Origin of the sequence: Vibrio sp. CCB-PB317 (assembly GCF_022808245.1) — a bacterium.
GTDB classification, from domain to species: domain Bacteria; phylum Pseudomonadota; class Gammaproteobacteria; order Enterobacterales; family Vibrionaceae; genus Vibrio; species Vibrio diabolicus.
In genome coordinates, this window is record NZ_JALGNU010000002.1 from 1529575 (window position 1) to 1552159 (window position 22585).

Sequence of the window (22585 nt, forward strand, 5' to 3'; positions counted from 1 at the left end):
CAAAAAAGTAAGGCGACCACGTTGGCCGCCTTAGTAAATTGATTTAATAGAACAATAACAAGATAGAGTGATAATGGCAGAAGTTAGCTGTTTTTTAGAGCCAACTCGCGACCAATTGCTTAAACCAGTCTAAAACTCGCTTGAATAAGCTGCCTTCTTCCACCGATTCCAACGCAACAAGTTCGGCTTCATTCACAACTTTACCTTCGACTTTGTAAAGCACTTTACCAACCACTTGTTGTTGAGAAATTGGCGCTACCAAATCGCCATTATATTCAACTTCAGCTTGTAGCTTTTTCACATCCCCTTTTGGTAAAGTGAGATAAACGTCATTGGCCACGCCTACTTTAAGCTCATCTTGTTCGCCCATCCAAACTCGAGCGTTCGCAACTTCCGTTCCTGCCTCGGTTGGCATTACCGTATCGTAAAAGCGGAAGCCATAACTTAACAATTGCTTGCTTTCGGATTCACGGATATTCTCACTTTTCGCTCCCATTACAACAGCAATCAAACGCATATCACCTTGAGTCGCTGAAGTCGCTAGACTATAACCAGCACCGCTCGTATAACCAGTTTTCATGCCATCAACATTCATACTGCGATCACGAAGCAAGCCATTGCGGTTATATTGCGTAATACCGTTGTAGGTAAACGAGGTTTCGCTATACAGTGGGTAGATGTCAGGTAAGTCACGAATAATAGCTTGACCCAACTTGGCAATGTCATAAGGTGTTGAATATAAACCGTCACTGTCTAGACCATGAGGGTTGGTGAAAGCCGTGTTAGTTAATTCAAGCTTAGCAGCCCAACTATTCATCAAGCTTACAAACCCTGATTCACTACCTGCGACATGTTCAGCAATGGCCACACTAGCATCATTACCTGATTGAACAACCAGGCCACGGTATAAGTCAGATAAAGAAACGGAAGTATTGACTTCAATAAACATCTTTGAGGAATCTGGGAAGTTTTTTGCCCAAGCATTTCGGCTAATGACGACCTCATCATCCAAAGTAATATTACCTGCGTTAATTTCTTGACCAGCCACATAAGCCGTCATTAACTTCGTTAAGCTCGCAGGATTTAGCCGTTTATGTGCATCACGTTCAACCAGCACTTTCCCAGTGTGAAAGTCCATCAAAACATAGCCACGAGAACTGAGTTCCGGTGCATTTGGCACAACCGTTGGTGCTGCATAAGCCAACGAAGATACAGCAGCGAACCCTGTAATTAACACTGTGTTTAATATAGTACTTTTTCTCATCATGACATCTTATCTTAGTAGCATTTAAGGCTTACAAACGGTACCCGAATGAATTCAAAGCGCAGGGTTACCTAGGTAAAGAGCGAGTATATTGAAACGGCGCTCAGTTACAGCCACCTTGTTACGATTAGTTACTTTTACTCAATGTTTGTCGAGAATAATGAGAGGTAGGTAGAGCTTTCGTCTAGAAAGATGAGACAAGAGACGAGAAATCATGCCGTTGTGCTATGTAATTAGTGTTCAGAGAAAAAACCGTACAAGCCAGATCTAAAACTAAGCTTGTACGGGAAAAGATAGCTAAAAATTTTATCACTATCTAACTAGGGGCAACTAAGAAAATCTACAATTCAATTAATAACCCGAACTAATAATTTACTAACCAATGCTTCATCTCGGTCATAACAACATAATAATTTATTGTCAGAAATTCAGATAAAAATAAAAATTTAATTTATATATAACCTAAATATTATCTATTACTAGACAGGAGAAAAGTATAATTTCCCTTTCTTAAAACTAAGGGAGGCTTTTTTCGATGCCTTTGAGTTTGTATCGTCATCAGTAAACTGAGTGTAACAATGAGGGATAAGGCATCCGGCTTTAGCACGAAAAGATAAACCACTGTTATTTAAGTTCACTCTCTGCTTTTTTATCACTAAAGACTTTAAATTTCGGTTACCTTCAGTTTGTATAGCAATTCTTTCACGTACCCCAACCCAGTACGAATCAAACGACGACATTATACATATCCTCTTTCATGGTATAAGCAGTTGTAATTAAACATTGCTCAAAGCTAGATGTAGAATTCAGTAAATTATTTAAATTTTATTTATCTATAAATTTTAATTTAAATAGATTAACCTGCACATTCCACACAAAATAAAAGGTTATGTCAAAGATTAATTATCATTAAGTTTATTTATACTAGATATAAAATTAAGTTATAAATTTAAGGTTATCTAAAGTATAAACTTTTAGAATATCATCAGCTAATAGTTAATAGAAACGCAGAGGGCTTGTTGAATATGAAAACGACAAATAGAAGCAAAGAACCATCTATAGATTGAATAATCTTCAACGGGGTTACAATTCAAATAAAAGTAGCGCATCTAGTAAGATGCGCTATGGATTTGATCAGTTTTGGAGTATGAGTTCGGATGAAAACAAACTTACTTGAAGTGACTGAGCCAAGGTTGCTTATGGTTTAAGCTTCAATACCTTATCAATATCTTCTGCGCTGTGACGTTCAGGTAACTGCTCCCACTCTTCTCCCCATGAGCGATTCACAATACGACCACGCTGGACAGCTTCTCGCTCATCAATCGCTTTCGCCCAACGCACAACGTTTTTGTAGCTTTCTACATCTAAGAATTCAGCCGCATCGTAAGCACGACCCAGTACAAGGTTGCCGTACCATGGCCATGTTGCGATATCAGCGATACTGTACTCATCGCCACCTAGGAATTCATTGTTCGCAAGACGCTTGTCTAATACATCTAACTGACGTTTTGCTTCCATTGTAAAACGGTTGATTGGGTACTCGAACTTCTCTGGTGCGTACGCGTAGAAGTGACCAAAACCACCGCCTAGGTATGGCGCAGAACCTTGCAGCCAGAATAACCAGTTCATTACCTCAGCACGCTTAGCGCCTTCTTTTGGTAAGAAATGATCAAACTTCTCTGCTAGATAAAACAAGATGTTGCCAGATTCAAACACGTTCACTGGCTCAGAACCCGAACGGTCAACCAATGCCGGAATTTTAGAGTTTGGGTTAACAGCTACAAAGCCAGAACCAAACTGGTCGCCGTCACCAATCTTGATCAGGTATGCATCATATTCTGCTTCTTTTACGCCTGCCGCCAGAAGCTCTTCAAACATGATCGTTACTTTCTGGCCGTTTGGAGTCCCCATGGAATAAAGTTGGAATGGGTGTTCCCCAACAGGCAATTCTTGCTCATGACGAGCGCCTGAGTCCGGACGGTTAATGCTCGCCCACTGACCACCGTTTTCGTTATCGTTTGTCCAAACTTTTGGTGGAATGTATTCGTTAGCCATTGTTATCCCTTATTGTGTTTGAATGCATTATCAAACTGGCAAACTCAGTGCGCCAGCAAGCATGATGAAGTAACCCACCGCATTCGATAAATGGGCATACCCAAGATATTAGGCCGGAATCTTCAAATAAAAGTCCTGACCTTTCACTTAATTAGAACCTTTGGTTATGGGATTTTCTTTCACGCTATAAGGAAAAACGTTGTGTTAATGTGAGTTAGGTTCGAGATGCTAACAATAATGAGTAAGCCCAACTCGGCGGCGCATCTCTGTTTGGTGATTTAGAACAACCGCTTAACTTTACAGTCACTAAGAGCGAAGTAGTGTTAGATACTTTGATTCAGAAGACTTACGTACGTGAAAGATAGTTAGGTTAGATCGTTAAAAAGAAAAACGCCTTTCACTGAGTCAATGAAGGGCGTTTTAATATCTTTGTAATCGAAACCGTTACTTAGCTGATTCAAACAAACCAGTGATGCCTTTCAAAGGGAAAAGCCTTGCTTGCTCCAACCTTCTCAACGTTACCTTACTAAGGTCATCAATAAAGAAACGACTGGTCATCGTGTGTTTGCCACCATTAATAAAAATCTCGATGACAGAATTGTCGATATATATCTCAATCGTCTGCTTAGCGTCCAATCTTGGTGCTTTTCGAATGCTACCAAATTCTTCTGCGTACAAGTGCGACATGTGACGACGATCCAGCATAAACTCGTGCTCTGTCGCACTAAAGACGATGTTGTCACCTTTGAGGTTACTCAGCTCAAGTTCAAAACCATCACCCACAAGGTCTAATTGGATCAAACAACTTGTGCTTTCCAGTGTATGGGATTGTGCAAAGACCACCTCTTCTTTTCTTAAACTCTCCAGCTCAGGGAGTGGAGTTTGAACAAGAAAACCATCTTTCAACGTTAGTTCTCTAGGAAGAGACAACATTCCTGCCCACTGGTGTGTGACCGATGGCGTGTCGATTTCTGGCAACCCTATCCATGCAATAAGAATGCGACGCCCATTCTCATCTAAATAGGTTTGTGGGGCGTAGAAATCAAACCCATAATCTGGCTGCAAAATATCTTGGTGGTTTTCTAAAGTCATCGACTCTAGGTTCAACTGATCACCCACGATATACGCAACAGAATAGATGTTTTTGAAATCATAAGAATTACTACTGCTCACGCCCTGTGGAGAAAACAGCATCACCGATTGACCATTAATCTCAAAGAAATCAGGACACTCCCACATGTACCCAAGGTCAGAAAACTTGGTCTTGATAGGACCTTTATGCTGCCACGTTTTCAAATCTTTGCTTTGATAGAGCGCCATTGAACCATGCTCAGTTTTGGTTTGAGCACCCACCACCATCAAATAGTCGTCGCCTTTCTTCCAAACTTTTGGGTCACGAAAGTGCTCCCTGTAATGTTCGTTCTCAATGACCACACCATGTTTTTCAATGTTGCCGTCTGAATCCATGGTGGCAAAGCACTGTGTTGGAATTCGGTTCCAGTTTTGGTCACGCTTGTTGCCAGTAAAAAACAGCAAAGCCTTGTTGTTTTCCACCAAAGCGCCACCCGAATAAACACCATGTGAATCGTAGTCTTGGTCGGGATGAAGACCCACGCCATGATCTTTAAAATGGATGAAGTCTTTAGTAGAAAGGTGATACCAATACTTCATTCCATGAACTGGTCCCACAGGCGTCCACTGGTAAAAGATGTGGTGCTCACCATTGAAATAGCACAACCCATTTGGGTCATTTAACAGCCCAAATCTAGGGGCGATATGAAAACTAGGAAAGCCTTTATCTTGCTGACGTAAAAGTGTCATTTCTTCGATATCACACTGAGGGATTTGCTCAAGTCGGCGATATCTTTGCTCTACAGTCCAACGGTTGTCTAAGCTCATAATTTTTCTCAACTGAAATTGGATCTGAAGATCATTGCCCAATAAATCGCAGCAATTCTGTCTGGGTCGGAAGCGCGGTCATTGCGCCTTTTTGCGTCGTCGCTAATGCACCACAGCCATTTGCCCATTGAATCGCAGAGCTAACAACAGGATGATTTTTCCAATCGTCATGCTGAGACAGACATGCCAGTAGCCCTCCGACAAAAGCATCACCCGCACCTGTGGTATCAATCGGACTAACGACTTGACCTGTGATCAGCTCACTCTGACTTTCAAAGACGCACCAAACACCTTTCGCACCTTGTGTCACCAAGACCAAAGCAATATTCAAAGCGGCTATTTGTTGTAAACCTTGTGCCATCGATGTTGAGTCAGTTAAGAACAAAAGCTCCTCTTCAGAGAACTTAACCACATCAACCATCGCTACAGCCTTCATTACGACAGCTTGGATTTCTGATTGATCTTGCCACACTTCATCACGCAAGTTAGGGTCAAAGCTAATGAAACCACCAGCGGCTTTTGCTCTTTTAATCGCCTCAAATGTGCTGCTTCGACTTGGCTCATTTGCCAGTGAAATCGAGCAAACATGTAACCAGTCACCTTGCTTAAAGTTTGGGATGTCTTCAACAGACATAAACTGATCAGCGCTCGGTTTTACCATAAACGTAAAGCTGCGCTCACCTTGATCGTCTAAATCCACCACCACTGTTGATGTTCTTTGCTCAGGATCTTTAACGAGAAACTCCGTGCACACGCCCTCTTGATCCAGCGTTGATTGCATGAAGCGACCAAATGGGTCATCACCCACACGTCCAAAAAACGCACTCTTACCAGATAGACGAGCAATTGCTACGGCGACATTCGCTGGTGCACCACCGGGACATTTGAGTAAAGAAGTCTCAAATTCCGGTATTAGATCGACAACAGCATCACCAGTTACCCACACTTGATTCATCTTGCTTACCTTAAAATTAAAGCCCTGATAGTCCAACGTGTTGAACACCTTCACTACCAAGTAAAAATTGAAAAAGGCTAGCCAAGCCATTAGTGCTTGGCTAGCACCCCAAACATTTAGGAAAAGAAGTGGATTTTGGGGGACTCCACCCTTAAGGAGTTCAGATTAAGCCGCTGCTTTTTTACCGACTTTAGCGCGGTCACGCATACCAAGAACGATGGTGAGAACAAATGCGGTCAAGAACGCGATCACCATACCCGCGATGTAGTAACCAATCTTATCTGGCGTGATGGAAATGATGCCTGGAAGACCAGCTGCACCCAATGCCTGAGCTTTCACATTAAACATTGTGATGAACGCACTTGATAACGCTGCAGCGCAAACTGCCGCAATAAATGGGTAACGTAGTTTTAAGTTAACACCAAACATGGCTGGTTCTGTAATACCCAGCAAACCCGTGACACCTGATGGAATCGCAATACCTTTCATCTTCTTATCTTTACTCATCACGCCCACCGCCAACGCTGCAGCACCTTGAGAAACGTTAGACATCGCCGCAATAGGAAAGATAAAGGTGCCGCCTGTCGTCGCAATATCGGCAAGAAGTTGCGTTTCAATCGCAATGAAGCTGTGATGCATACCGGTAATAACAAACGGAGCATAGATAAGACCAAATACCGCACCGCCAACAAAGCCAGCTGTGTTGTATAGCCAATTCAGACCATCACCCAATAGGAAACCGATATCACGCGTGAATGGACCAACGACAGTAAACGTCAATAAACCCGTGATGAAAATTGCAAGTAGCGGCGTTAAAAGGTTATCTAAAACAGAAGGAATAACCTTACGCAGACCCAACTCAACCTTCGCAAGAATGAATGCCGATACCAAAACCGGTAACACCGAACCTTGGTAGCCCACTTTTTGAATTTCAAAGCCAAGAATATTCCAAACCGGAATGTTGCCAGATACCGCAGCCCCCCCGAAGCCCCACCCGTTAAGTAATTCTGGGTGAACCATCAACATACCTAGCGCCGCCCCTAAATATGGGTTACCGCCAAACTTCTTACTGGCTGAAAATGCCAGCAGAATAGGCAGGTAAACAAACGGAGCATTCGCAAACGTGTTGATCATGTTCGCCAAGTCTGTCAGTCCTGGGTTGGCATCAATCAAAGATTTGCCATCAATGAACAAGCCTTGGGCAGTCAATAGGTTATAGATACCCATCAACAAACCGCCAGCGACGATTGCGGGAATGATTGGAACGAAAATATCAGACAACCCTTTCACCGCGCGCTGAACGATGTTTTGTTTCTCTGCACCAGCAGACGCAACGTCGTTGGTGGACATTTCACTCATACCCGTCAACTTCGCCATTTCTGCATAAACTTGGTTTACGATGCCTGATCCAAAAATGATTTGGTACTGACCCGCAACTTTGAACTGCCCTTTTACCCCTTCAAGGCTATCAATCGCTTGTTCATCTATTTTTTGCTCATCTGCAACGGCAAGGCGTAAGCGTGTCGCACAATGCGCAAGTGCGGTGATGTTGCTTTTACCACCTAATAGAGTTAACAACTCTTTTGCTACTGCCGGATAATTCATTTCATACCCCATTGGATTATTATCTGAGCTTGCGAAATTTTCGGGAACGTTTGCAAAACAGATTTTTGCTCAATAAAACCAAATGATCAAAGATAAAGCAGAGAGAATGTGAGAATGATCGTCAAATTCTCTCCCTAAGTGCAGTATAGGAGGTTAGAATCGCTACTTATCAAAGAGATTTTCATCTTCTCTTTGCAAACAATCCCAAAAACGAAAAACAGAATGGATAGGAACAATGGCGAGTCTGCATGATGTCGCCCGTCTGGCTGGCGTATCAAAATCAACAGTGTCACGGGTTATAAACGATGAGTATGGCGTAAAAGAAGCGACAAAACAGAAGGTCCGCCAAGCAGTAGCGGAGTGTGGCTATGTGCCGAACCAAGTCGCTAAAGATCTAAAATCTCAAAAGACCAATCTGGTTGGTGTCATTGTTCCTCGGGTTTCCTCTCATGCCACATCCCAAGGTGTCGATGGATTAACCGATGTCCTTGAAAAAGCCGGGAAACATGTCTTACTTGCTAGCACTCACCAAGCCCACGAAAAAGAACTGGAATACATTCGGATCTTTAACCAAAAACGGGTTGAAGGGATCATTCTTTACGCCACCCACCTCGATTCCAAGCTGGTAAAAGCAATTCAAAACTCAGCCGTCCCAGTTGTGCTCGTCGGTCAAGATGGTTCCATGTTTAATATTCCAAGCATCATTCATGATGACGCACGAGTAGGGTTTGAAGCGGGAAATAGACTGGTTGCAAAAGGTTGCCAAACCATGGGTTTTATTGGTGTGCAAGGTGACGATATCGCGGTAGATAAGCAACGCTCTGAAGGATTTGTTCAAGCGCTACAACATCATGGTTTTGAGCTCGCCTTCCATGCTCGTGGTGACTTTACAATCGATTCTGGCTATTCATTGGCAAAACAACACTTAACAAAGAACCCTAAGCTAGATGGCTTGTTCTGTGCGACAGACCGTATTGCTATCGGTGCGATGAGAGCGATTCAAGAGCTCGGGTTAACACCGGGTAAAGACGTTTTAGTGCTAGGAGTTGGTGATGATGAGCTCGCATCAGTGTGCACCCCAACCTTATCAACATTTAACTATGCATTTGATAAAGCCGGGGAAAATGGTGCGAAACTGTTACTAGATAGAATCGCCAACAGAAGTTTTGAAATGAGTAAGATGGTACTAACCTTCAAAACAATTGAGCGTCAGTCCTGTTAATGAAAAAGCGCCAACTGAAATCAGTTGGCGCTTTTCTTATTACTCTTTGTCGGTTAGAGCCCTTTAGAACCAAGTTTCCATTTGCAGTGCAAACAGAACTTCACCACCATCACCCATCGTTGCAGCGCCCGCATCCTGGCTAATCGAGTAGCCATTCAAGTCTTCGCTCCAATCAACGTAGCTAACTGCAAAACGTAGCTCCGGACGGTCAAAGAAACCTGCTGCGGTAGACATCTTAAGCGTTGGTGCAATTGTCGCTTTGTAAAAACTGCCACTTGCTTTATCAATCGCATTGTCTAGGTCCATGTATTGGTATGAGCCTTCATAAACCATCTCAAAGTTTTGCGTAAACTCTTGTGCTAAGCGGATGTTGAACGATGCCCACATAAATTCATCATTTTTAGCAAAGCGATCTTGGCTGTGTTCTGCTAGCAACGCAGGTGCTACACGCCAGTTGTCGCCGATGCGTGTTACACCATAACTGAACAAACGTACGGCTTTTGCGTCTTCTAGCAAATCACCGTTTGAACCAATGCCTTTAAGTTCTGCACCCAGTCCATCACCCACCAAAATACCAGTTTTAGAGAAGCCTTCACTCATGCCAAAGAAGTTATCGCCATGGTAAGCAAACATCGCATGTAAACCTTTGTCCGCAGCTCCTTCTACACGATCATTGTTATCAGCTGACGTCATGCCGCTCAGCATCAATTGCCAATTACCAAAGCGGTTGTTCATTGTCGCGATATAGTTTTCAACATCAGTTGACGAGCTATCAATCTCACCAAAATCACGACCATAGATCGAGAAGTTTGCTTTCCATGAATCGTTCATTTGGACGTCATACACGCCAGCACCAGTACCAGATAGGAAAACGATATCCGAGTCAAAGAAGTGAATGTCAAAGTTATCACGGTCAAATCGTTTACCTGCCCAAAACGTTGCGTCAGCAAACGCACTTGATTCAGAGAACATGCTCAACTTGTTTAGCTCAGCATATACCTGACGAACGTTTAATTGACTCTCACTCGCTGTCCATTCGTTATTGGTTTCCGTACTATCTGCCAACATGATTCGGAACAATGCGCTGGAACCATCATCTGCAAAGCGTTTGTGAATAAGGTTTGCTTCCACATAATGATCATCCTCAACCCCTAATCGTCCAATTGGCGCGCCAATAGCACCAGCTGCCGTCATGTAAGGACCAGTACCCACTGCACCATTCAGATCATCATTAATGAGCAGCCCGGAACGAGCGTAGCCATGAAACTCAAAGCTTGAGGCTTTCTCATTTGCTTCTGTGGATACTTTTTCTGTCTGTTCAAGTCTCTGTTCTAATTCATTAATTCGCTTTTCAAGAGCGTCAACATCTGTTGTTGCGAATGCAGGTGCAGTAACCAGCCCAAGCGCTACTGCCATCGTCAAAGTGTGTAGTTTCATTTCCATAGTCTCACGTAAATTTATACTTAGGTTATTTGCAAACGTTCCCAAGAAAAATTGCAAACTTATGGTGACTTTAAATGTCCATCTAAAGCCTGAATTTCAGAGCGCTCAGATACAGAGCGTCTCTACCACTTTTGTCAATGGGGCGATAATATATAAAATTTTCGGGAACGTTACCGCAAGGAAGCGAATTTGTTACTTCTATCACGTTCAATTGTGTTACTTACATAAAAATCATTAACCAGCGCACAGTTAAATTATTCGTTCTAGCGGAATTAGTTTGAAGATATCAGGTTGTGAATGGGAATTTGATGTTCGCTTGAGGGAATGATAATCACTCACTTCCCCAATCTACTTGGTGACGACGCACCTCTAGAAGATCAGCGGCTAAGCTTGAAAGTGACTAAGAGCGAAGCGGATCTCGATACCTTGGTTCAAACGACATAAAAGGCTTTTAACGCCCTGTTGAGGTGATCAACGCAATACTGATGCTGCCGCATAACACCTCAACCACTAAAACCAATGTATAGTGAAAATGCCACGCGTTGCAAATCACTCTAAATGCTTTGTTATGTGCTAATTTAATGCAACCACTTGTTATTTAGTACCTTATAACTTGAACTAATTAGTAGCATTGTTGGTGGCATTGTGCTGTCTGTAGGTACAGGAAAAATCACATCGTATACCGCAACTTCGACTGGCTCCATTTGGTTTGCCTTCATGTAATCTTCAGCAGCCCCGTCTTCAACCTCTTTACGATCGTTAGAGTCAAACGCCCTAACGTGAAGAAACTTCTCTTACTCTACTAAGGCCTTTGAAACATCTTTCTTTATTGAATACTCCAACAAGACTGCCGTTTCAATCAATTTTTCTCTCTAAAACAACGTGTTAAAATAGCTGATTATACAACGCATTAATTATGGGGATGAAATGAAAATATTTGTTATTCTGGGTTTAATTGCAGTAGCGTTCTACTTTTACACCAGTGGCGATGAAGACAAAATTAATAATCTTAGATCTGTAGAGTTCAGCGCCAAAAATAGGATTCTGACGATAGCAATAGATGATGATAGGGACTTGCAAACAAAAATCAGAGTGGACGATAAAATAGAAGAAGCTGTGCTCCTTAATCAGGTGATAGATAAAGGCAAGTCAATCTACGCCGACGGTAACTATCTTTACCAAGGCCGATGCCAACACGTTCAATTAGAATGGCAAAAAGGTGAGTTGTTCTTACCGAAATACTACAAGGTACTTTTGAATGAAACCTGTTAAAAAAGTTAGTGTTAACACACCCACTTTTTCCTAGTTTGTTAACCAAAGATATATGCTGTTGTCAGAGGGCTTTGATATGACTGATTTGCTAGGTAAGTTAGCGTAGGATTCAGAACATCATTTGGTTCTCAATTTCTTGCATGGCAATAGCGCGGCCAACTTCGAGAATCCATCGAATCATGCTCGTTGGACCACCGCCAACTGCGTACTCTAGACTAGCGTTAAAAAACGCTTCTAGAAGGCTCAAAGCTTCGAATACCTTAAGAGCACCCTCATACATGTGATAGTAAGTATAAGCTACTTCATCGGTAAATCTAAAGCCTGAAGGCGGTCTAAATATAGTACAGTTGTTGCCATAAATATTACGATTCCCGATCTTACGGAATAGCTCCATAAGGCGCAAAAACTCTGCATCTGCCTCTTCACCTGAAACTGAGCACTTAGCTTTCACCATCTCTACTTTTCAGCAAAGCTAATACTAATACCAATCACATCATCCTATTTCAGATAGGTCATTTTTAACGGTTTTAAAAACTTCTTCGAGCATTTTTATTCCTTATTTTTTTGGGTTAAGTTGTTCTAGAAAGTTAAAAACAATTACGTCGAGATTTGTAACAAACGCTGTCTGTATATACAGTAATTTTATAAAGAAAGTTGCGATAAAACGAGCTAAATTGGAATGGGGCAAAAACGCGCCAGCAGCGCAATTAACGTTACCCAACAAAAACGCCCTTCACATAAGTAAAGGGCGTTTGTTATTTGAGATTTTGATTAGCGAGCTATAACACCAACCCACCATCAATCTTGAGCACTTGTCCGGTTATAAACGCACTTTTATCAGACGCTAGAAACGCAACGCCATTGGCAATGTCTTGCGCCGAGCCCATGCGTCCCAGAGGCGTTTTACTTTCCATCATTTGAATGACTTTTTCAGGCAAGCTCTTTGTCATGTCGGTAGCGATAAAACCTGGAGCAACACAGTTGACTCGGATTTGAGCGCCTTTTCTTGCGAACTCTTTCGCCCAGCCTTTGCTCATCGCTATCACGCCACCTTTACTCGCGCCATAATTACTTTGACCAATATTGCCATCCGTTCCCACGATAGACGAAATACTGACAATACTGCCTGCGCCTTGCTCTAGCATGACAGGTGCAACTCGCTGGGTGAGTAAAAACACCGCCTTTAGGTTCACGTCGATAACGCTGTCCCAGTCTTGCTCTAACATGTCTGGCAGCAGTGCATCTCTCGTTATCCCGGCGTTGTTGACCAGAACATCAATGCGTTGATGTTTCGCGACGATGCTGTCGACCACTTCACTTACCGCTGCGGCCTCACAGAGATTCACTTGATAACTTGAAAGGTTTGGCGACTGACTCCACTCCACAGGCGAGATATCTAGCCCCACGACGTGAAATCCATCTTCGAGTAATTGTTCGCAAATGGCCTGCCCTATACCGCGAGCAGCCCCTGTAACGACGGCGACTTTTTCGTCTTTCATCTTGGTCTTCCTTAAATGTTGAGAGTACAAATTCGCTTGTATCCCTAGCGTTTTTTGTTTTTGTGCCTAGTCGCGCTACAGCTGCGCTTCTCATACGCAGGGTCTTTTATATCTTATAAAAACTATAGAAACAGTCTGGGAGTCGGATGTGAACTAATCAAGGCAACTTGATGACTATGGCAAGATCAACTTAAGAAAGTGTGTTGGAAGGAGCAAAGTTACACGATTGGAGGACTTGGATAGAAAAGTATTGATCTGATGACTCAAATACTACTTCATCAGACCAATATTACTTGTCTCTTAATCTCTTACAAAAGCTGGTTTTGTTATTTTCACCAGAAAAGGTTGAAGCAAAAGATTAAACAACATTCCAGTAATAAACAGGGTGATCACAATACTCGCACCACTTGGTAAGTCGTAGCGAGCCGATGCGGCAATACCCGATAAAATCCCAACAATACCGATGCTGATACTGGCGACAAAGAATCGAGTTCCCTTCAATGCTGCCGCACATAAAGCCGGAATAACCAACAAAGCAAATTCTAAATAAATGCCGGTTAACTTGACCGTAATGGGCATCAGGATAGCAAAGATCAGATAAAAACCACTACCACACATAAACGCAGGTTTTAACCAAACCAATAGCAACATCGCAGCGGTAATGAGTGCCAAAGGCCAAACGTCTGCCCAAGTCGCCCATAACAGTTGCCCATTAAGAATGCCTTGAATAAAGTCTCCGCCGTGTGGGTCTTTGCTCACCAGCAGGATCGCCAGCGATGCAGACACCACAAACAAGCTGCCAATCATGGGCTCTAAATGTTGCTGGTATCGTTTCTCCATTAAGGCAATCAAACCGCAAAGCACCAAAGACATAACCCAAGGGCCAATCATTTCACCAAAGAATGAGCCTGAGAACAGCGCGTATTGGCTCAACCAGTAGTGGCTTAGTGCTGCCCCCAATGCCGCAACTTGCGCCACCGCCAAATCTATAAAGATGATCTGACGATTAAGAACTTGTTGCCCCAGAACGATGTTGCCAACTAACGCAATTAAGCCACACAAAACCGCAGGTAAAAGCCATGCATAATCTGCCATGACTTAGATCTTCACTGGAACGGGTGGCACTAACACATCCAGTAAATCATCAATGACCTGATCGTACATCTCATCCAAGCTTTCACCCTCAGAAACGGTCAATGGTAGTTGAATCACAGGTTTGTCAGTATGCTCCTGCAACCAGTTCGCTGGACGCTGATCCTGATGAGAGGAGTAAACAATCGCATCAAAACTGTCGGCATCTAACTTGGTAAGTGATTGCAGGTGAGATGTGGTCGGTGAAATGCCCGGTTTAGGTTCGAGATCGGCAATCTGCTTCATTCCGAGCCAATCGTACAAATAACGATACGTCGCGTGATAACCGACAACTTGCTTACCCTTTAAAGCCGCGCCTTTCTCATTCCATTCATTGAGCTTTTTTTGCCACTGCGCGCGAAACTTCATACCATTCACTTGGTAACTTTGCGCGTTGTCGGGATCAATCGCTTTTAAGCGCTCAGTTACTTTACGAGATAATGGAATCATGTCATTTGCCGCAAACTGAACATGTGGATTTCCGTGCGCATGAATGTCCCCCATGCTGCGGTCAACATGATCATGAGAGTCCAACATACGCACGAAATCGGTCGCATAAATCATGCTTTGAGCACCATTTTGAACAGCACTATTGCCACTTCTAGTTTGAAGCATCGGCAACCAACCTACCTCCAACTCAGCGCCAGAGCACATCGCCATATCAGCTTGGCGCATCTTGGCAATTAAAGACGGACGAGCTTGAACATAATGCGGATCTTGCTTAGCCGTGGTTGCTGAGTAAATGGTGGCGTTTGGGGCATGACTTTCAAGAAAAGCTTTCCATTCAGGCTCACAAACGAAAATGTTGAGAGCCAAAGCAGGCGAAGAGATGATGGCAGATCCCGCCGCCATCATCACTAAACTGCATTTACTTATCGCAAGTTTAGAACGCATGTGCACCGTGCGCTCCAAATGTCATCACGTATTGCAGAGTAAACACGTTGTCTGTTTCGCTGTCTTGGTTATCAATGCGAGTGTATTGCGCACGGATCGTACCGAAATGAGAAGAATCCCATGCGATCATCGCATCCATCTCTTTATCATTCAGTGCAGTGAAGTGCATATGATCGCCGTGTGCGTGGCCATCATAGCTTTCTGCTTCGCCGTAACGTAGGCCTGTAGACCAGCTTGGGTTGAATCGGTAAACGCCCGAAACATAGTATGCGCTTAGGTTGTCTGGTGACTCTGCATCGTTCTTGTATTTGCTGTCTACTACACCGTCTAACAACATGTATTCCGCAGATAGCGTGAAGTTGCTGTACTTGTAGTTACCATCTGGTGCCCACTTCCACACAAAATCTGCGCCGTATAGGTTCGCACCCGTTACAGCCGCAGCGTGGCTGTGGTCATGTTCTTCTTCGTGACCATGGTCGTGATCTTCAAATTCTTTAACTTTGCCGTTTTCGTTACGCAGATAACTTAAACCAAACTGCCAACTGGAAGATTCAGAGAAATCATTACCAAGCTTCATCGTTGTCGTGTAAACACCAACTTTAGAGCCATCTTCAACAGAAGACATCTTGTTGCCGCTTAATGCTTCTACACCAAACTTCACGTAAAGATCGGTTGGCAGAACGATGTTTGCGCGTACACCGTCATCATAGTAATGCGAACCAAGGAAAGTACGATAAGCAATTGGGCGTTCAACGAAACTGTCAGTGTGCATGTGTTGATTGTTGAGGTAACCGAAGTCAGATAGGAATCGGCCCGCGCGCACGTTTACACCGTATGGCAATGCCAAAGTTTCGATGAATGCTTCTTCAAGCTCTAATTCTGTCTCATCGCCATGACTTTCAAGAACAGCGGTCAACGCACCGTGAAACTTGTCGTCAATATTTGATGATAAGTTCAATTCCGTATGACCTAGACCAAAACCTTCTTCGCGCTCAGAATTATGACGTTGACCATCTTGGTAGTAGCCATCAACAACAACACCAATCTGTGGGTTCGATAATGTATCGGCAAAAACAGGGGACGCAAAAATGCTACCGATCGCGAGAGAAACCAATTTCTTATTCACTACTTCTTTCCTTTTGTTATGTTATAACATTTAATTTTGCGATGTTATAATATAACAATTATCATTACACAAGCAGAAATTTAACTCGGTTCCGACTGCTAGCTCGTATCCAATCCCTGATTTCGACTATCAACAAGTGAATCAATTGATGTTTTTTATACGTATACTATTGAGAGTCAATCATTAGATAAGTAACGGAATTTCAGTATGTTGAATATGGATTTCTCGAAAAGAATCGTGATAGAAACAGGTGAACAGGAGTGGATCGCCAGCCCTTCCAAAGGCGTGTGGCGTAAACCTTTGGAAAGAGAAGCCAAAGAATCAGGGCACACCACCAGCTTAGTGAAGTATGAGCCAAACTCGCACTTTTCGACTCATCCTCATCCTCACGGAGAAGAAATATTAGTGCTCGAAGGAGTGTTCTCTGACGAACATGGTGACTACCCTGCTGGAACCTACTTGCGTAACCCTCCTGGAAGTCAACATGCGCCCTATAGCAAAGAAGGCTGTGTGATTTTAGTTAAACTAAATCAATTCAATTCTGATGATCTTGAAACAGTTCGCATCAACACGAACGAAGCGAATTGGTTACCTGGCATTGGTGGGCTGAAAGTCATGCCATTGCATGATTTTGAGCATGAACATGTCGCATTGGTTAAATGGCCGAAAGACGAGAAGTTTCAACCACACCGTCACTTTGGTGGTGAAGAAATTTTTGTGTTATCGGGAGAGTTTAAAGACGAGCTAGGAACCTATCCTCCCTACTCTTGGATACGCAGTCCACATATGAGTGAGCACTTTCCTTTTGTAGAGCAAGAAACGATCATTTGGGTAAAAACAGGCCACCTGCCACTCCAAGCTCCTGCTCAGCAATCCTAATGTTGGAATACTTGGCATCGTCCCTTGAAACTAAAATCGGCTCGTAGTTTACGAGCCGATGATCATTGCGTCGCTAAGAACCCATAATTCTCGAGTGGAGCCAATCTTTGAGCTCAGCTCGATTATGTTTTAACACGTTCATTTCGTGATCATCAATCGGGCTTCCTTGCAGTTCTAGTACGCGGATTTCCTTATCTAAAGCATTGTAGTTTTTAACGGTTTCAGCAAATGATGCATCGTTTTCGGCAAGCTGAGTAATGGTATCCAAATGTTCTGGGAATTCATGAGTTAATGAGTGATTTTCACCTAACATAGAGACCTCTTGGCTAGAGTTATTGATGTATATCTCCGCTCATTTTTTGAGCGACACATTCTTAACCATAGCACTTCATTGAGCACAATATCGTCGATTTGAGCACACTTTTACTGAACGTCTTAATGATGGTTCGTCACTGTTTTCGACCCGGTAACTCCGCTCGTTGTTATTCTGTATTTTGTCAATAATAAGCTACATTTAATACACTTCTCATAAAAAGGTACATCTAATGAACAGCATGAAAATTGGCCTAATCAGTGCATCAATAGCCGTTGCACTTATTGGCTGTAATTCAGACAGTGACTCTGTCAGTACAATGACTCCTGTTACTTTGTCTGTATCAGATGCCCCTATTGATGACGTATCAGAAGTGGTGATCACATATAACAAAGTTGCATTTCTTCCTCTGGATGGTGGCACACCACAAGTATTCGATGTGTATAAAACAAACGAAGAAGGCAATTTGGTCGACGAAGATGGTAACCCCCTTCCCGATGGTGAAGATCCACTCCCCCTAAGTGTTAACTTACTCAACTTCCAAGGCAGTGACGCACAAGAATTGGTGGATGATGAACTGATACCAACTGGTAATTATAAACTCTGCGTGTTTGCTAATGATGGCGATCATCCAAACTACCCATCGTATGTAATTGACGAAGCGACAGGAAATCAAATCCCACTGACCGTCAAAGGTGATGGGGCTTGCCCACAAGGTGTCGGAAAGGATCCTGATTCTGGAGTACTGTTCTTTAACAACACCTTTGCAGTCAACCCTGACAATAATGAGTTCGTAGTTGAATTTGATCTGCGCCGTGGCTTAAAAGACGGAACAGGCCAAAACGAAGGCTACAGCATTCAACGCACCTCCGTCACTTTAATTAACACGGTTACAACGGGGGAGATTCAGGGTGATGTCGCAACATTGACCTATCAAAGCTGCGAAACGGATACCCCAAGTGCAAATGGATATTCGCACGCGGTCTACTTATATCAAGGAAATATCGCCGAAGAAAACATGGGGCCATTTGCCGGCGCAGAAGGCCAAGCAATGCCAATCGCAGCAGCGAACGTGGTTCAAGACGTTGATGATGCAAATTACGAGTACGAATTCGGTTTTGTAGAACCTGGTACTTACTCGGTCGGTTATACCTGTACGGCAAATGACGATTCTGAAGAAGGTATTGTCGCTGGCGAAACTTTCAGCATTTATCAATCAACTAGCGGACTTAACGTATCCGTTGGTACTAATACAGACGCAAACTTTTAAGATCCCCTAGAAATGGCAGAGTCAGCACAAGCTCTGCCTTTTCTTCATGGCGTTCTTGGTCAGCTCTTTGCTCACCACAAATCGACTCACAAGATAATACGTTCGTTTTCATCCTTAGAAGAAGCTAATGGGTAGATAGAAATCCAGCTCAAACGCCTCATCATGGCTGAGAAAGTGATTTTTATGATAATGGACATAAGCGGGCGTAGAACGCTGTTTAAAGCCAGAGTTAGGCAACCACTTCTCTAATACCATACTCAGTTGAGGAAGAAGCTCACCATATACTCCCGTTAAGCGAAAGACGGCATGTAAACCGCCTGGGATAGTCATTTGATTCACGACGCCACGCACTTTGAGCGGCGTATCAATATCCATACAAGCCACATAGCGACACTTGTCGAGTTCGACCCAAGCAGGGTTGGAGTGATGCAAACCGTATTGAACTGAAAAGTCCCGATTCTCAGAACTTGCCCACGCTTTCAAAATCAGCCACGCATTGCGAATGGAACGGCTATAGCCCTCATGTCGAACATACGCTGCAAAGCGTTGTGGGACCTCCATAATTTTAGGTTCTGGCAACTCGCGTTTCGCAACCCGATGATAACCCGCAGCCACTTCCGGATCCTTCAAATACGGCTTTTCTGCGACTTGTAAATCATGCTTTCGCCACGCACCGGGAGACATAGCGAACGTCGCTTTAAACGCTCGGCTAAAAGAAGATACCGAGCTAAAGCCGCACTTGTTAGCAATATCTAACACCGATGAGCTGGTATCAAACATCAGTTGGTTGGCGGCGTATTCCATTCTTGTACGGCGGATATATTGATGGATGGACTCCCCCACTACATCTTTAAAAATACGATGGAAGTGTTGTTCAGAATAGGCTGCTACATCTGCTAGCTCTTTAGCCGATAACTCTCTGCTAATGTCCTGATGAATGTAAAACAGCACGTCATTGATTCTGGAAACTTGTTGATGGCTCACGGAGTAAACTTTCGCTCAAATAGCATAAATGGACATGTTTAACAGCATAAATGGACACACTAAGCTTGGCAATTTACCTATACTATTTCTGACATAAAAAAAGACAATTACGAGAAGCACAGCACATGGAAATCGCACAGTCATTACAACAAACTAAGTCATCCTACATCCGAGAAATCCTCGCAGCAGCGAGCGATAAGAACGTCATTTCTCTTGCGGGTGGCTTACCGGACGAAAAAACCTTCCCGATCGACTTAATGAAACCGACGCTCGAAAACCTCGCGAACATGCCAGAGGTGTTTCAATATGGCGCAACAGCAGGCTACGCACCGCTACTTAACTTTTTGACCGATTATTACCAGCTACCAGAATCTCATTTGGCGATGATCACAACGGGTTCTCAGCAAGGGCTAGATTTGATTGCGCGTGCGTACGTGAATCCGGGCGATAAAGTGGTGATGGAAGCGCCAAGCTACCTTGGTGCTATGCAAGTATTCGGTTTAGTGCAAGCCAACATCGTGACCGTTTCGCAAACCGAGTGTGGCCCAAACCTTGAAGAACTCGAGCAATGTTTTGCCACGCAGCAACCAAAAATGTTCTACGCCGTGCCCGATTTTCACAACCCAACGGGCGTATGCTGGGCGCTAGAGACTCGCCAAAAAGTTGCCGAGCTTTGTATCCAATACGACGTTGCATTCATTGAAGACGCACCATACCGAGAGCTGCGTTTTTCTGGTGAAGCACTACCGCTGGTTTCGGATTTCTGCCCGCAGCACTCCATCGTGTTGCGTTCATTCTCCAAAATCGCCTCTCCAGGCTTGCGTATTGGTGTGGTAACGGGCAAACGCAGTTACCTTGAGCCACTCATCAAAATCAAACAAGGTGCCGATCTGCACTCTAGTATTCCTATGCAAGCTTTGCTGCATGGTCTACTGCAACATGACAACTTCGAAACGCACATTTCAACCATCTGTGCGCTTTACAAATCGCGTTACGATGTCATGTTTGCTGAGCTGCAAAAACAGCTGCCAGAAAGTTGCGTACTCAAACCTGTCGATGGTGGCATGTTTGTATGGGTCGAAATTCCAGAATGCGACACCTTCGAACTTGCGAAGACTCTTCTCGCAAACTGGGTTGCTGTGGTGCCTAGCCCGGTATTTTATCCGGAAGGTTCAAAGGTAAAAGCCGCTCTGCGTCTTAACTTTACCAATGCCACACCAGAAGAACTGACGACTGCTGTCACTCGACTTGCGGATGTACTCAACGCTTTGTAATTAAGCGCATGCGTTAGAATTTGCCTTTGAGATTCGAAAAAGTCTCAAAGGCAGCATCAAAAAAGTTCCCCAAAAAAATTTATATTTTTCTCTCAAATCAACTCTCTACAGTAAGTGCCTGTTTTCTCTTGATCCTCTCACTCATATAAAAATGAGAACCTAATCACGTATTTGATGGTTAGAAAAGTTACGTCTATCTTTCAAACAAAAGACATCAACTTCGCAGCATTAATGTTCTCAATTTCAGACACTTTACTCAGTCGTGGCTTAGCGATTGAGAAAACGACTAGAAAGCATCTGCGGGCATACCCACTACGAAGGATTGACCAGAACCATTCTGAATGTCGCGAGCCAATCTTTTGATTGGCAATTACGTCAGTGAATCGCACCAAATGACAGAGGGGTTATCAGGATGAACACTCGAACCACGACAGGACTCGTCGCCACTGGCTGGTCCGTTATCTTTTCACTTTTTACCGCATTCGCCGCGTATGCGAATACGTCTCCAAACTGTAGTGATGTTTTAGCGGGCAACACAACCGCCGTATCGCAAAAAATGATGGTTTTACTGGGCGAAGACATCACTAAATCCAACCGCATCACCACAGTGATTCCAGCCGAAAACAATCCATTTGTAACCGAAGCACTGGTCTCGGTTTCCAACGACGTGTCACCCAATGGACGTTTGCCACAAAAGACATTGGAAGAGATCAGAAAAGTACGCTCAGATTTAGAAAAAGCCGCACAGGAAGTGAGCCGATTACAAGGTACTTTTGAAGTCGCATTTGTTAGCTTGATTGATGGTTACTGCCAGTTCTCGAACCACGAACTTACTCAGCATGCCAAAATCGACTTTGACCATTTGGAAGGTCTCACGTTGTATTCAATCCCCGCTTTGTTAGCAATGGTGGATCAATCTTACGCCATGGCAGAAAATAGAATTGCTAGCGAGCAAGAACAGTTAAGCAACATCGAGAAAGAACAACAGAGACAGAAGCAGCAAGCCAGTGCTGCCGCAGCAGCGCGTTACCAAGACGGTAACGTGTTGGTGAAAGTCGAGAATTTTGATGGCTCTAATGTGACGTTTTCCGTCACTAACGTCGGTTCACAAGGTTCATTACAGCCAAACTTCAACACGTTTAATGCCTATCGCACCGAAAGCGGAGAGCTAGTGTATAAATCGGAGTCTTTGTTGAACTTAGCAGATACTGCGGGTAACACGCTTGAAACCATGGGGATCGCAGAGCTATCATCACGAGGGGGAGACAACTTGTCAATCTCTCCGGGTGAAACCCGAAAATTCGTCACCAGTATCGCTTCAGAAGTCGCACCACACGCACAGTTAAGCTTGGAGTTCCCAGCCAAAGTATTAAATACCGAACAAGACTTCACGCTGTCGTTTTCTGACACGACGGCTGTGGCTACAGCGAATGTAAATTAGCTGAAAAGTGCTCATCACAACGCGCACAGACGTAAACTTGTTGTTTGGCAGCAAGAGCA

Annotated in this window: 20 protein-coding genes and 1 pseudogene; 7 read left to right on the forward strand and 14 right to left on the reverse strand. The window is 43.7% G+C overall.

The features are described from left to right. Positions 1–94: 94 nt before the first annotated feature. Entirely contained in the window at positions 95–1264 is a 1170-nt protein-coding gene (locus tag MTR11_RS15800; protein ID WP_243328120.1) for a D-alanyl-D-alanine carboxypeptidase family protein, read from the reverse strand. 1197 nt (positions 1265–2461) lie between these two features. Next, positions 2462–3319: a glutathione-dependent disulfide-bond oxidoreductase gene (yghU, locus tag MTR11_RS15805; protein WP_006741427.1), complete on the reverse strand. Its 858-nt coding sequence runs from the start codon at positions 3317–3319 to the stop codon at positions 2462–2464. A 254-nt stretch (positions 3320–3573) separates the two neighbouring features. Here yghU and MTR11_RS24175 point away from each other — a divergent pair. Continuing rightward, a pseudogene (locus tag MTR11_RS24175) lies at positions 3574–3684 on the forward strand (dihydrofolate reductase); the annotation flags it as partial. Between the two features lie 79 nt (positions 3685–3763). On the opposite strand, the gene MTR11_RS15810 reads toward MTR11_RS24175, so the two are convergent. From MTR11_RS15810 to MTR11_RS15820, 3 genes are all read right to left on the reverse strand, one after another. Then, entirely contained in the window at positions 3764–5218 is a 1455-nt protein-coding gene (locus MTR11_RS15810) for a sucrose-6-phosphate hydrolase (protein WP_243328018.1), read from the reverse strand. A 31-nt stretch (positions 5219–5249) separates the two neighbouring features. Further along, positions 5250–6173, reverse strand: coding sequence for an aminoimidazole riboside kinase (locus MTR11_RS15815; RefSeq protein ID WP_243328019.1), 924 nt, complete (start codon positions 6171–6173; stop codon positions 5250–5252). A 165-nt stretch (positions 6174–6338) separates the two neighbouring features. Continuing rightward, positions 6339–7778: a sucrose-specific PTS transporter subunit IIBC gene (locus tag MTR11_RS15820; RefSeq protein ID WP_017188252.1), complete on the reverse strand. Its 1440-nt coding sequence runs from the start codon at positions 7776–7778 to the stop codon at positions 6339–6341. 235 nt (positions 7779–8013) lie between these two features. On the opposite strand from MTR11_RS15820, the gene MTR11_RS15825 reads away from it, so the two are divergent. Then, positions 8014–9000, forward strand: coding sequence for a LacI family DNA-binding transcriptional regulator (locus tag MTR11_RS15825; protein WP_199479312.1), 987 nt, complete (start codon positions 8014–8016; stop codon positions 8998–9000). Positions 9001–9063: 63 nt separating this feature from the next. Here the strand turns inward: MTR11_RS15825 and MTR11_RS15830 are convergent, their stop codons facing one another. Continuing rightward, the gene (locus MTR11_RS15830) at positions 9064–10437 is read right to left on the reverse strand and encodes a carbohydrate porin (protein WP_243328121.1); all 1374 of its coding nucleotides are present in this window, start codon (positions 10435–10437) and stop codon (positions 9064–9066) included. Between the two features lie 584 nt (positions 10438–11021). Further along, entirely contained in the window at positions 11022–11162 is a 141-nt protein-coding gene (locus MTR11_RS15840; protein WP_181869518.1) for a hypothetical protein, read from the reverse strand. Positions 11163–11370: 208 nt separating this feature from the next. Between MTR11_RS15840 and MTR11_RS15845 the strand changes: the two genes are divergently transcribed. Continuing rightward, positions 11371–11715: a hypothetical protein gene (locus MTR11_RS15845; protein ID WP_053809279.1), complete on the forward strand. Its 345-nt coding sequence runs from the start codon at positions 11371–11373 to the stop codon at positions 11713–11715. A gap of 109 nt (positions 11716–11824) precedes the next feature. Here the strand turns inward: MTR11_RS15845 and MTR11_RS15850 are convergent, their stop codons facing one another. The 5 genes from MTR11_RS15850 to MTR11_RS15870 form a co-directional block, all read right to left on the reverse strand. After that, positions 11825–12169 carry a hypothetical protein gene (locus MTR11_RS15850; protein WP_243328020.1) on the reverse strand — a complete coding sequence of 115 codons (345 nt, stop codon included), beginning with the start codon at positions 12167–12169 and terminating at the stop codon, positions 11825–11827. 325 nt (positions 12170–12494) lie between these two features. Next, on the reverse strand, positions 12495–13214 hold the full coding sequence (locus tag MTR11_RS15855) for a beta-ketoacyl-ACP reductase (RefSeq protein WP_104973466.1): 720 nt from the start codon (positions 13212–13214) through the stop codon (positions 12495–12497). A gap of 300 nt (positions 13215–13514) precedes the next feature. Then, positions 13515–14309: a metal ABC transporter permease gene (locus MTR11_RS15860; protein ID WP_243328021.1), complete on the reverse strand. Its 795-nt coding sequence runs from the start codon at positions 14307–14309 to the stop codon at positions 13515–13517. Between the two features lie 3 nt (positions 14310–14312). Continuing rightward, positions 14313–15239 carry a metal ABC transporter solute-binding protein, Zn/Mn family gene (locus MTR11_RS15865; protein WP_243328022.1) on the reverse strand — a complete coding sequence of 309 codons (927 nt, stop codon included), beginning with the start codon at positions 15237–15239 and terminating at the stop codon, positions 14313–14315. Next, positions 15229–16365 carry a hypothetical protein gene (locus MTR11_RS15870; protein WP_182037169.1) on the reverse strand — a complete coding sequence of 379 codons (1137 nt, stop codon included), beginning with the start codon at positions 16363–16365 and terminating at the stop codon, positions 15229–15231. The genes MTR11_RS15865 and MTR11_RS15870 overlap by 11 nt, the downstream gene beginning before the upstream one ends. Before the next feature lie 207 nt (positions 16366–16572). Here MTR11_RS15870 and MTR11_RS15875 point away from each other — a divergent pair, with 207 nt between their 5' ends. Further along, positions 16573–17244 carry a cupin domain-containing protein gene (locus MTR11_RS15875; RefSeq protein ID WP_243328023.1) on the forward strand — a complete coding sequence of 224 codons (672 nt, stop codon included), beginning with the start codon at positions 16573–16575 and terminating at the stop codon, positions 17242–17244. A 73-nt stretch (positions 17245–17317) separates the two neighbouring features. Here the strand turns inward: MTR11_RS15875 and MTR11_RS15880 are convergent, their stop codons facing one another. Next, entirely contained in the window at positions 17318–17557 is a 240-nt protein-coding gene (locus MTR11_RS15880; RefSeq protein WP_005392770.1) for a YdcH family protein, read from the reverse strand. A gap of 232 nt (positions 17558–17789) precedes the next feature. Between MTR11_RS15880 and MTR11_RS15885 the strand changes: the two genes are divergently transcribed. Continuing rightward, positions 17790–18827 carry a DUF4382 domain-containing protein gene (locus MTR11_RS15885; protein WP_243328024.1) on the forward strand — a complete coding sequence of 346 codons (1038 nt, stop codon included), beginning with the start codon at positions 17790–17792 and terminating at the stop codon, positions 18825–18827. A 114-nt stretch (positions 18828–18941) separates the two neighbouring features. Here the strand turns inward: MTR11_RS15885 and MTR11_RS15890 are convergent, their stop codons facing one another. Continuing rightward, entirely contained in the window at positions 18942–19811 is an 870-nt protein-coding gene (locus MTR11_RS15890; RefSeq protein ID WP_243328025.1) for an AraC family transcriptional regulator, read from the reverse strand. 125 nt (positions 19812–19936) lie between these two features. Here MTR11_RS15890 and MTR11_RS15895 point away from each other — a divergent pair, with 125 nt between their 5' ends. Continuing rightward, entirely contained in the window at positions 19937–21085 is a 1149-nt protein-coding gene (locus MTR11_RS15895) for a PLP-dependent aminotransferase family protein (RefSeq protein ID WP_006741414.1), read from the forward strand. A 412-nt stretch (positions 21086–21497) separates the two neighbouring features. Continuing rightward, entirely contained in the window at positions 21498–22526 is a 1029-nt protein-coding gene (locus MTR11_RS15900; protein WP_243328026.1) for a hypothetical protein, read from the forward strand. The last annotated feature ends 59 nt before the right edge of the window (positions 22527–22585 follow it).

Excerpts from the sequence above, each read along its gene's own strand:
- MTR11_RS15860 (WP_243328021.1), bottom strand. The coding sequence starts at position 14,309 with ATGGCAGATTATGCATGGCTTTTACCTGCGGTTTTGTGTGGCTTAATT.
- MTR11_RS15840 (WP_181869518.1), bottom strand. The coding sequence starts at position 11,162 with ATGAAGGCAAACCAAATGGAGCCAGTCGAAGTTGCGGTATACGATGTG.
- yghU (WP_006741427.1), bottom strand. The coding sequence starts at position 3,319 with ATGGCTAACGAATACATTCCACCAAAAGTTTGGACAAACGATAACGAA.
- MTR11_RS15855 (WP_104973466.1), bottom strand. The coding sequence starts at position 13,214 with ATGAAAGACGAAAAAGTCGCCGTCGTTACAGGGGCTGCTCGCGGTATA.
- MTR11_RS15815 (WP_243328019.1), bottom strand. The coding sequence starts at position 6,173 with ATGAATCAAGTGTGGGTAACTGGTGATGCTGTTGTCGATCTAATACCG.
- MTR11_RS15820 (WP_017188252.1), bottom strand. The coding sequence starts at position 7,778 with ATGAATTATCCGGCAGTAGCAAAAGAGTTGTTAACTCTATTAGGTGGT.
- MTR11_RS15880 (WP_005392770.1), bottom strand. The coding sequence starts at position 17,557 with ATGTTAGGTGAAAATCACTCATTAACTCATGAATTCCCAGAACATTTG.
- MTR11_RS15845 (WP_053809279.1), top strand. The coding sequence starts at position 11,371 with ATGAAAATATTTGTTATTCTGGGTTTAATTGCAGTAGCGTTCTACTTT.
- MTR11_RS15885 (WP_243328024.1), top strand. The coding sequence starts at position 17,790 with ATGAACAGCATGAAAATTGGCCTAATCAGTGCATCAATAGCCGTTGCA.
- MTR11_RS15895 (WP_006741414.1), top strand. The coding sequence starts at position 19,937 with ATGGAAATCGCACAGTCATTACAACAAACTAAGTCATCCTACATCCGA.
- MTR11_RS15810 (WP_243328018.1), bottom strand. The coding sequence starts at position 5,218 with ATGAGCTTAGACAACCGTTGGACTGTAGAGCAAAGATATCGCCGACTT.
- MTR11_RS15825 (WP_199479312.1), top strand. The coding sequence starts at position 8,014 with ATGGCGAGTCTGCATGATGTCGCCCGTCTGGCTGGCGTATCAAAATCA.
- MTR11_RS15800 (WP_243328120.1), bottom strand. The coding sequence starts at position 1,264 with ATGAGAAAAAGTACTATATTAAACACAGTGTTAATTACAGGGTTCGCT.
- MTR11_RS15850 (WP_243328020.1), bottom strand. The coding sequence starts at position 12,169 with ATGGTGAAAGCTAAGTGCTCAGTTTCAGGTGAAGAGGCAGATGCAGAG.
- MTR11_RS15900 (WP_243328026.1), top strand. The coding sequence starts at position 21,498 with ATGAACACTCGAACCACGACAGGACTCGTCGCCACTGGCTGGTCCGTT.
- MTR11_RS15865 (WP_243328022.1), bottom strand. The coding sequence starts at position 15,239 with ATGCGTTCTAAACTTGCGATAAGTAAATGCAGTTTAGTGATGATGGCG.
- MTR11_RS15830 (WP_243328121.1), bottom strand. The coding sequence starts at position 10,437 with ATGAAACTACACACTTTGACGATGGCAGTAGCGCTTGGGCTGGTTACT.
- MTR11_RS15875 (WP_243328023.1), top strand. The coding sequence starts at position 16,573 with ATGTTGAATATGGATTTCTCGAAAAGAATCGTGATAGAAACAGGTGAA.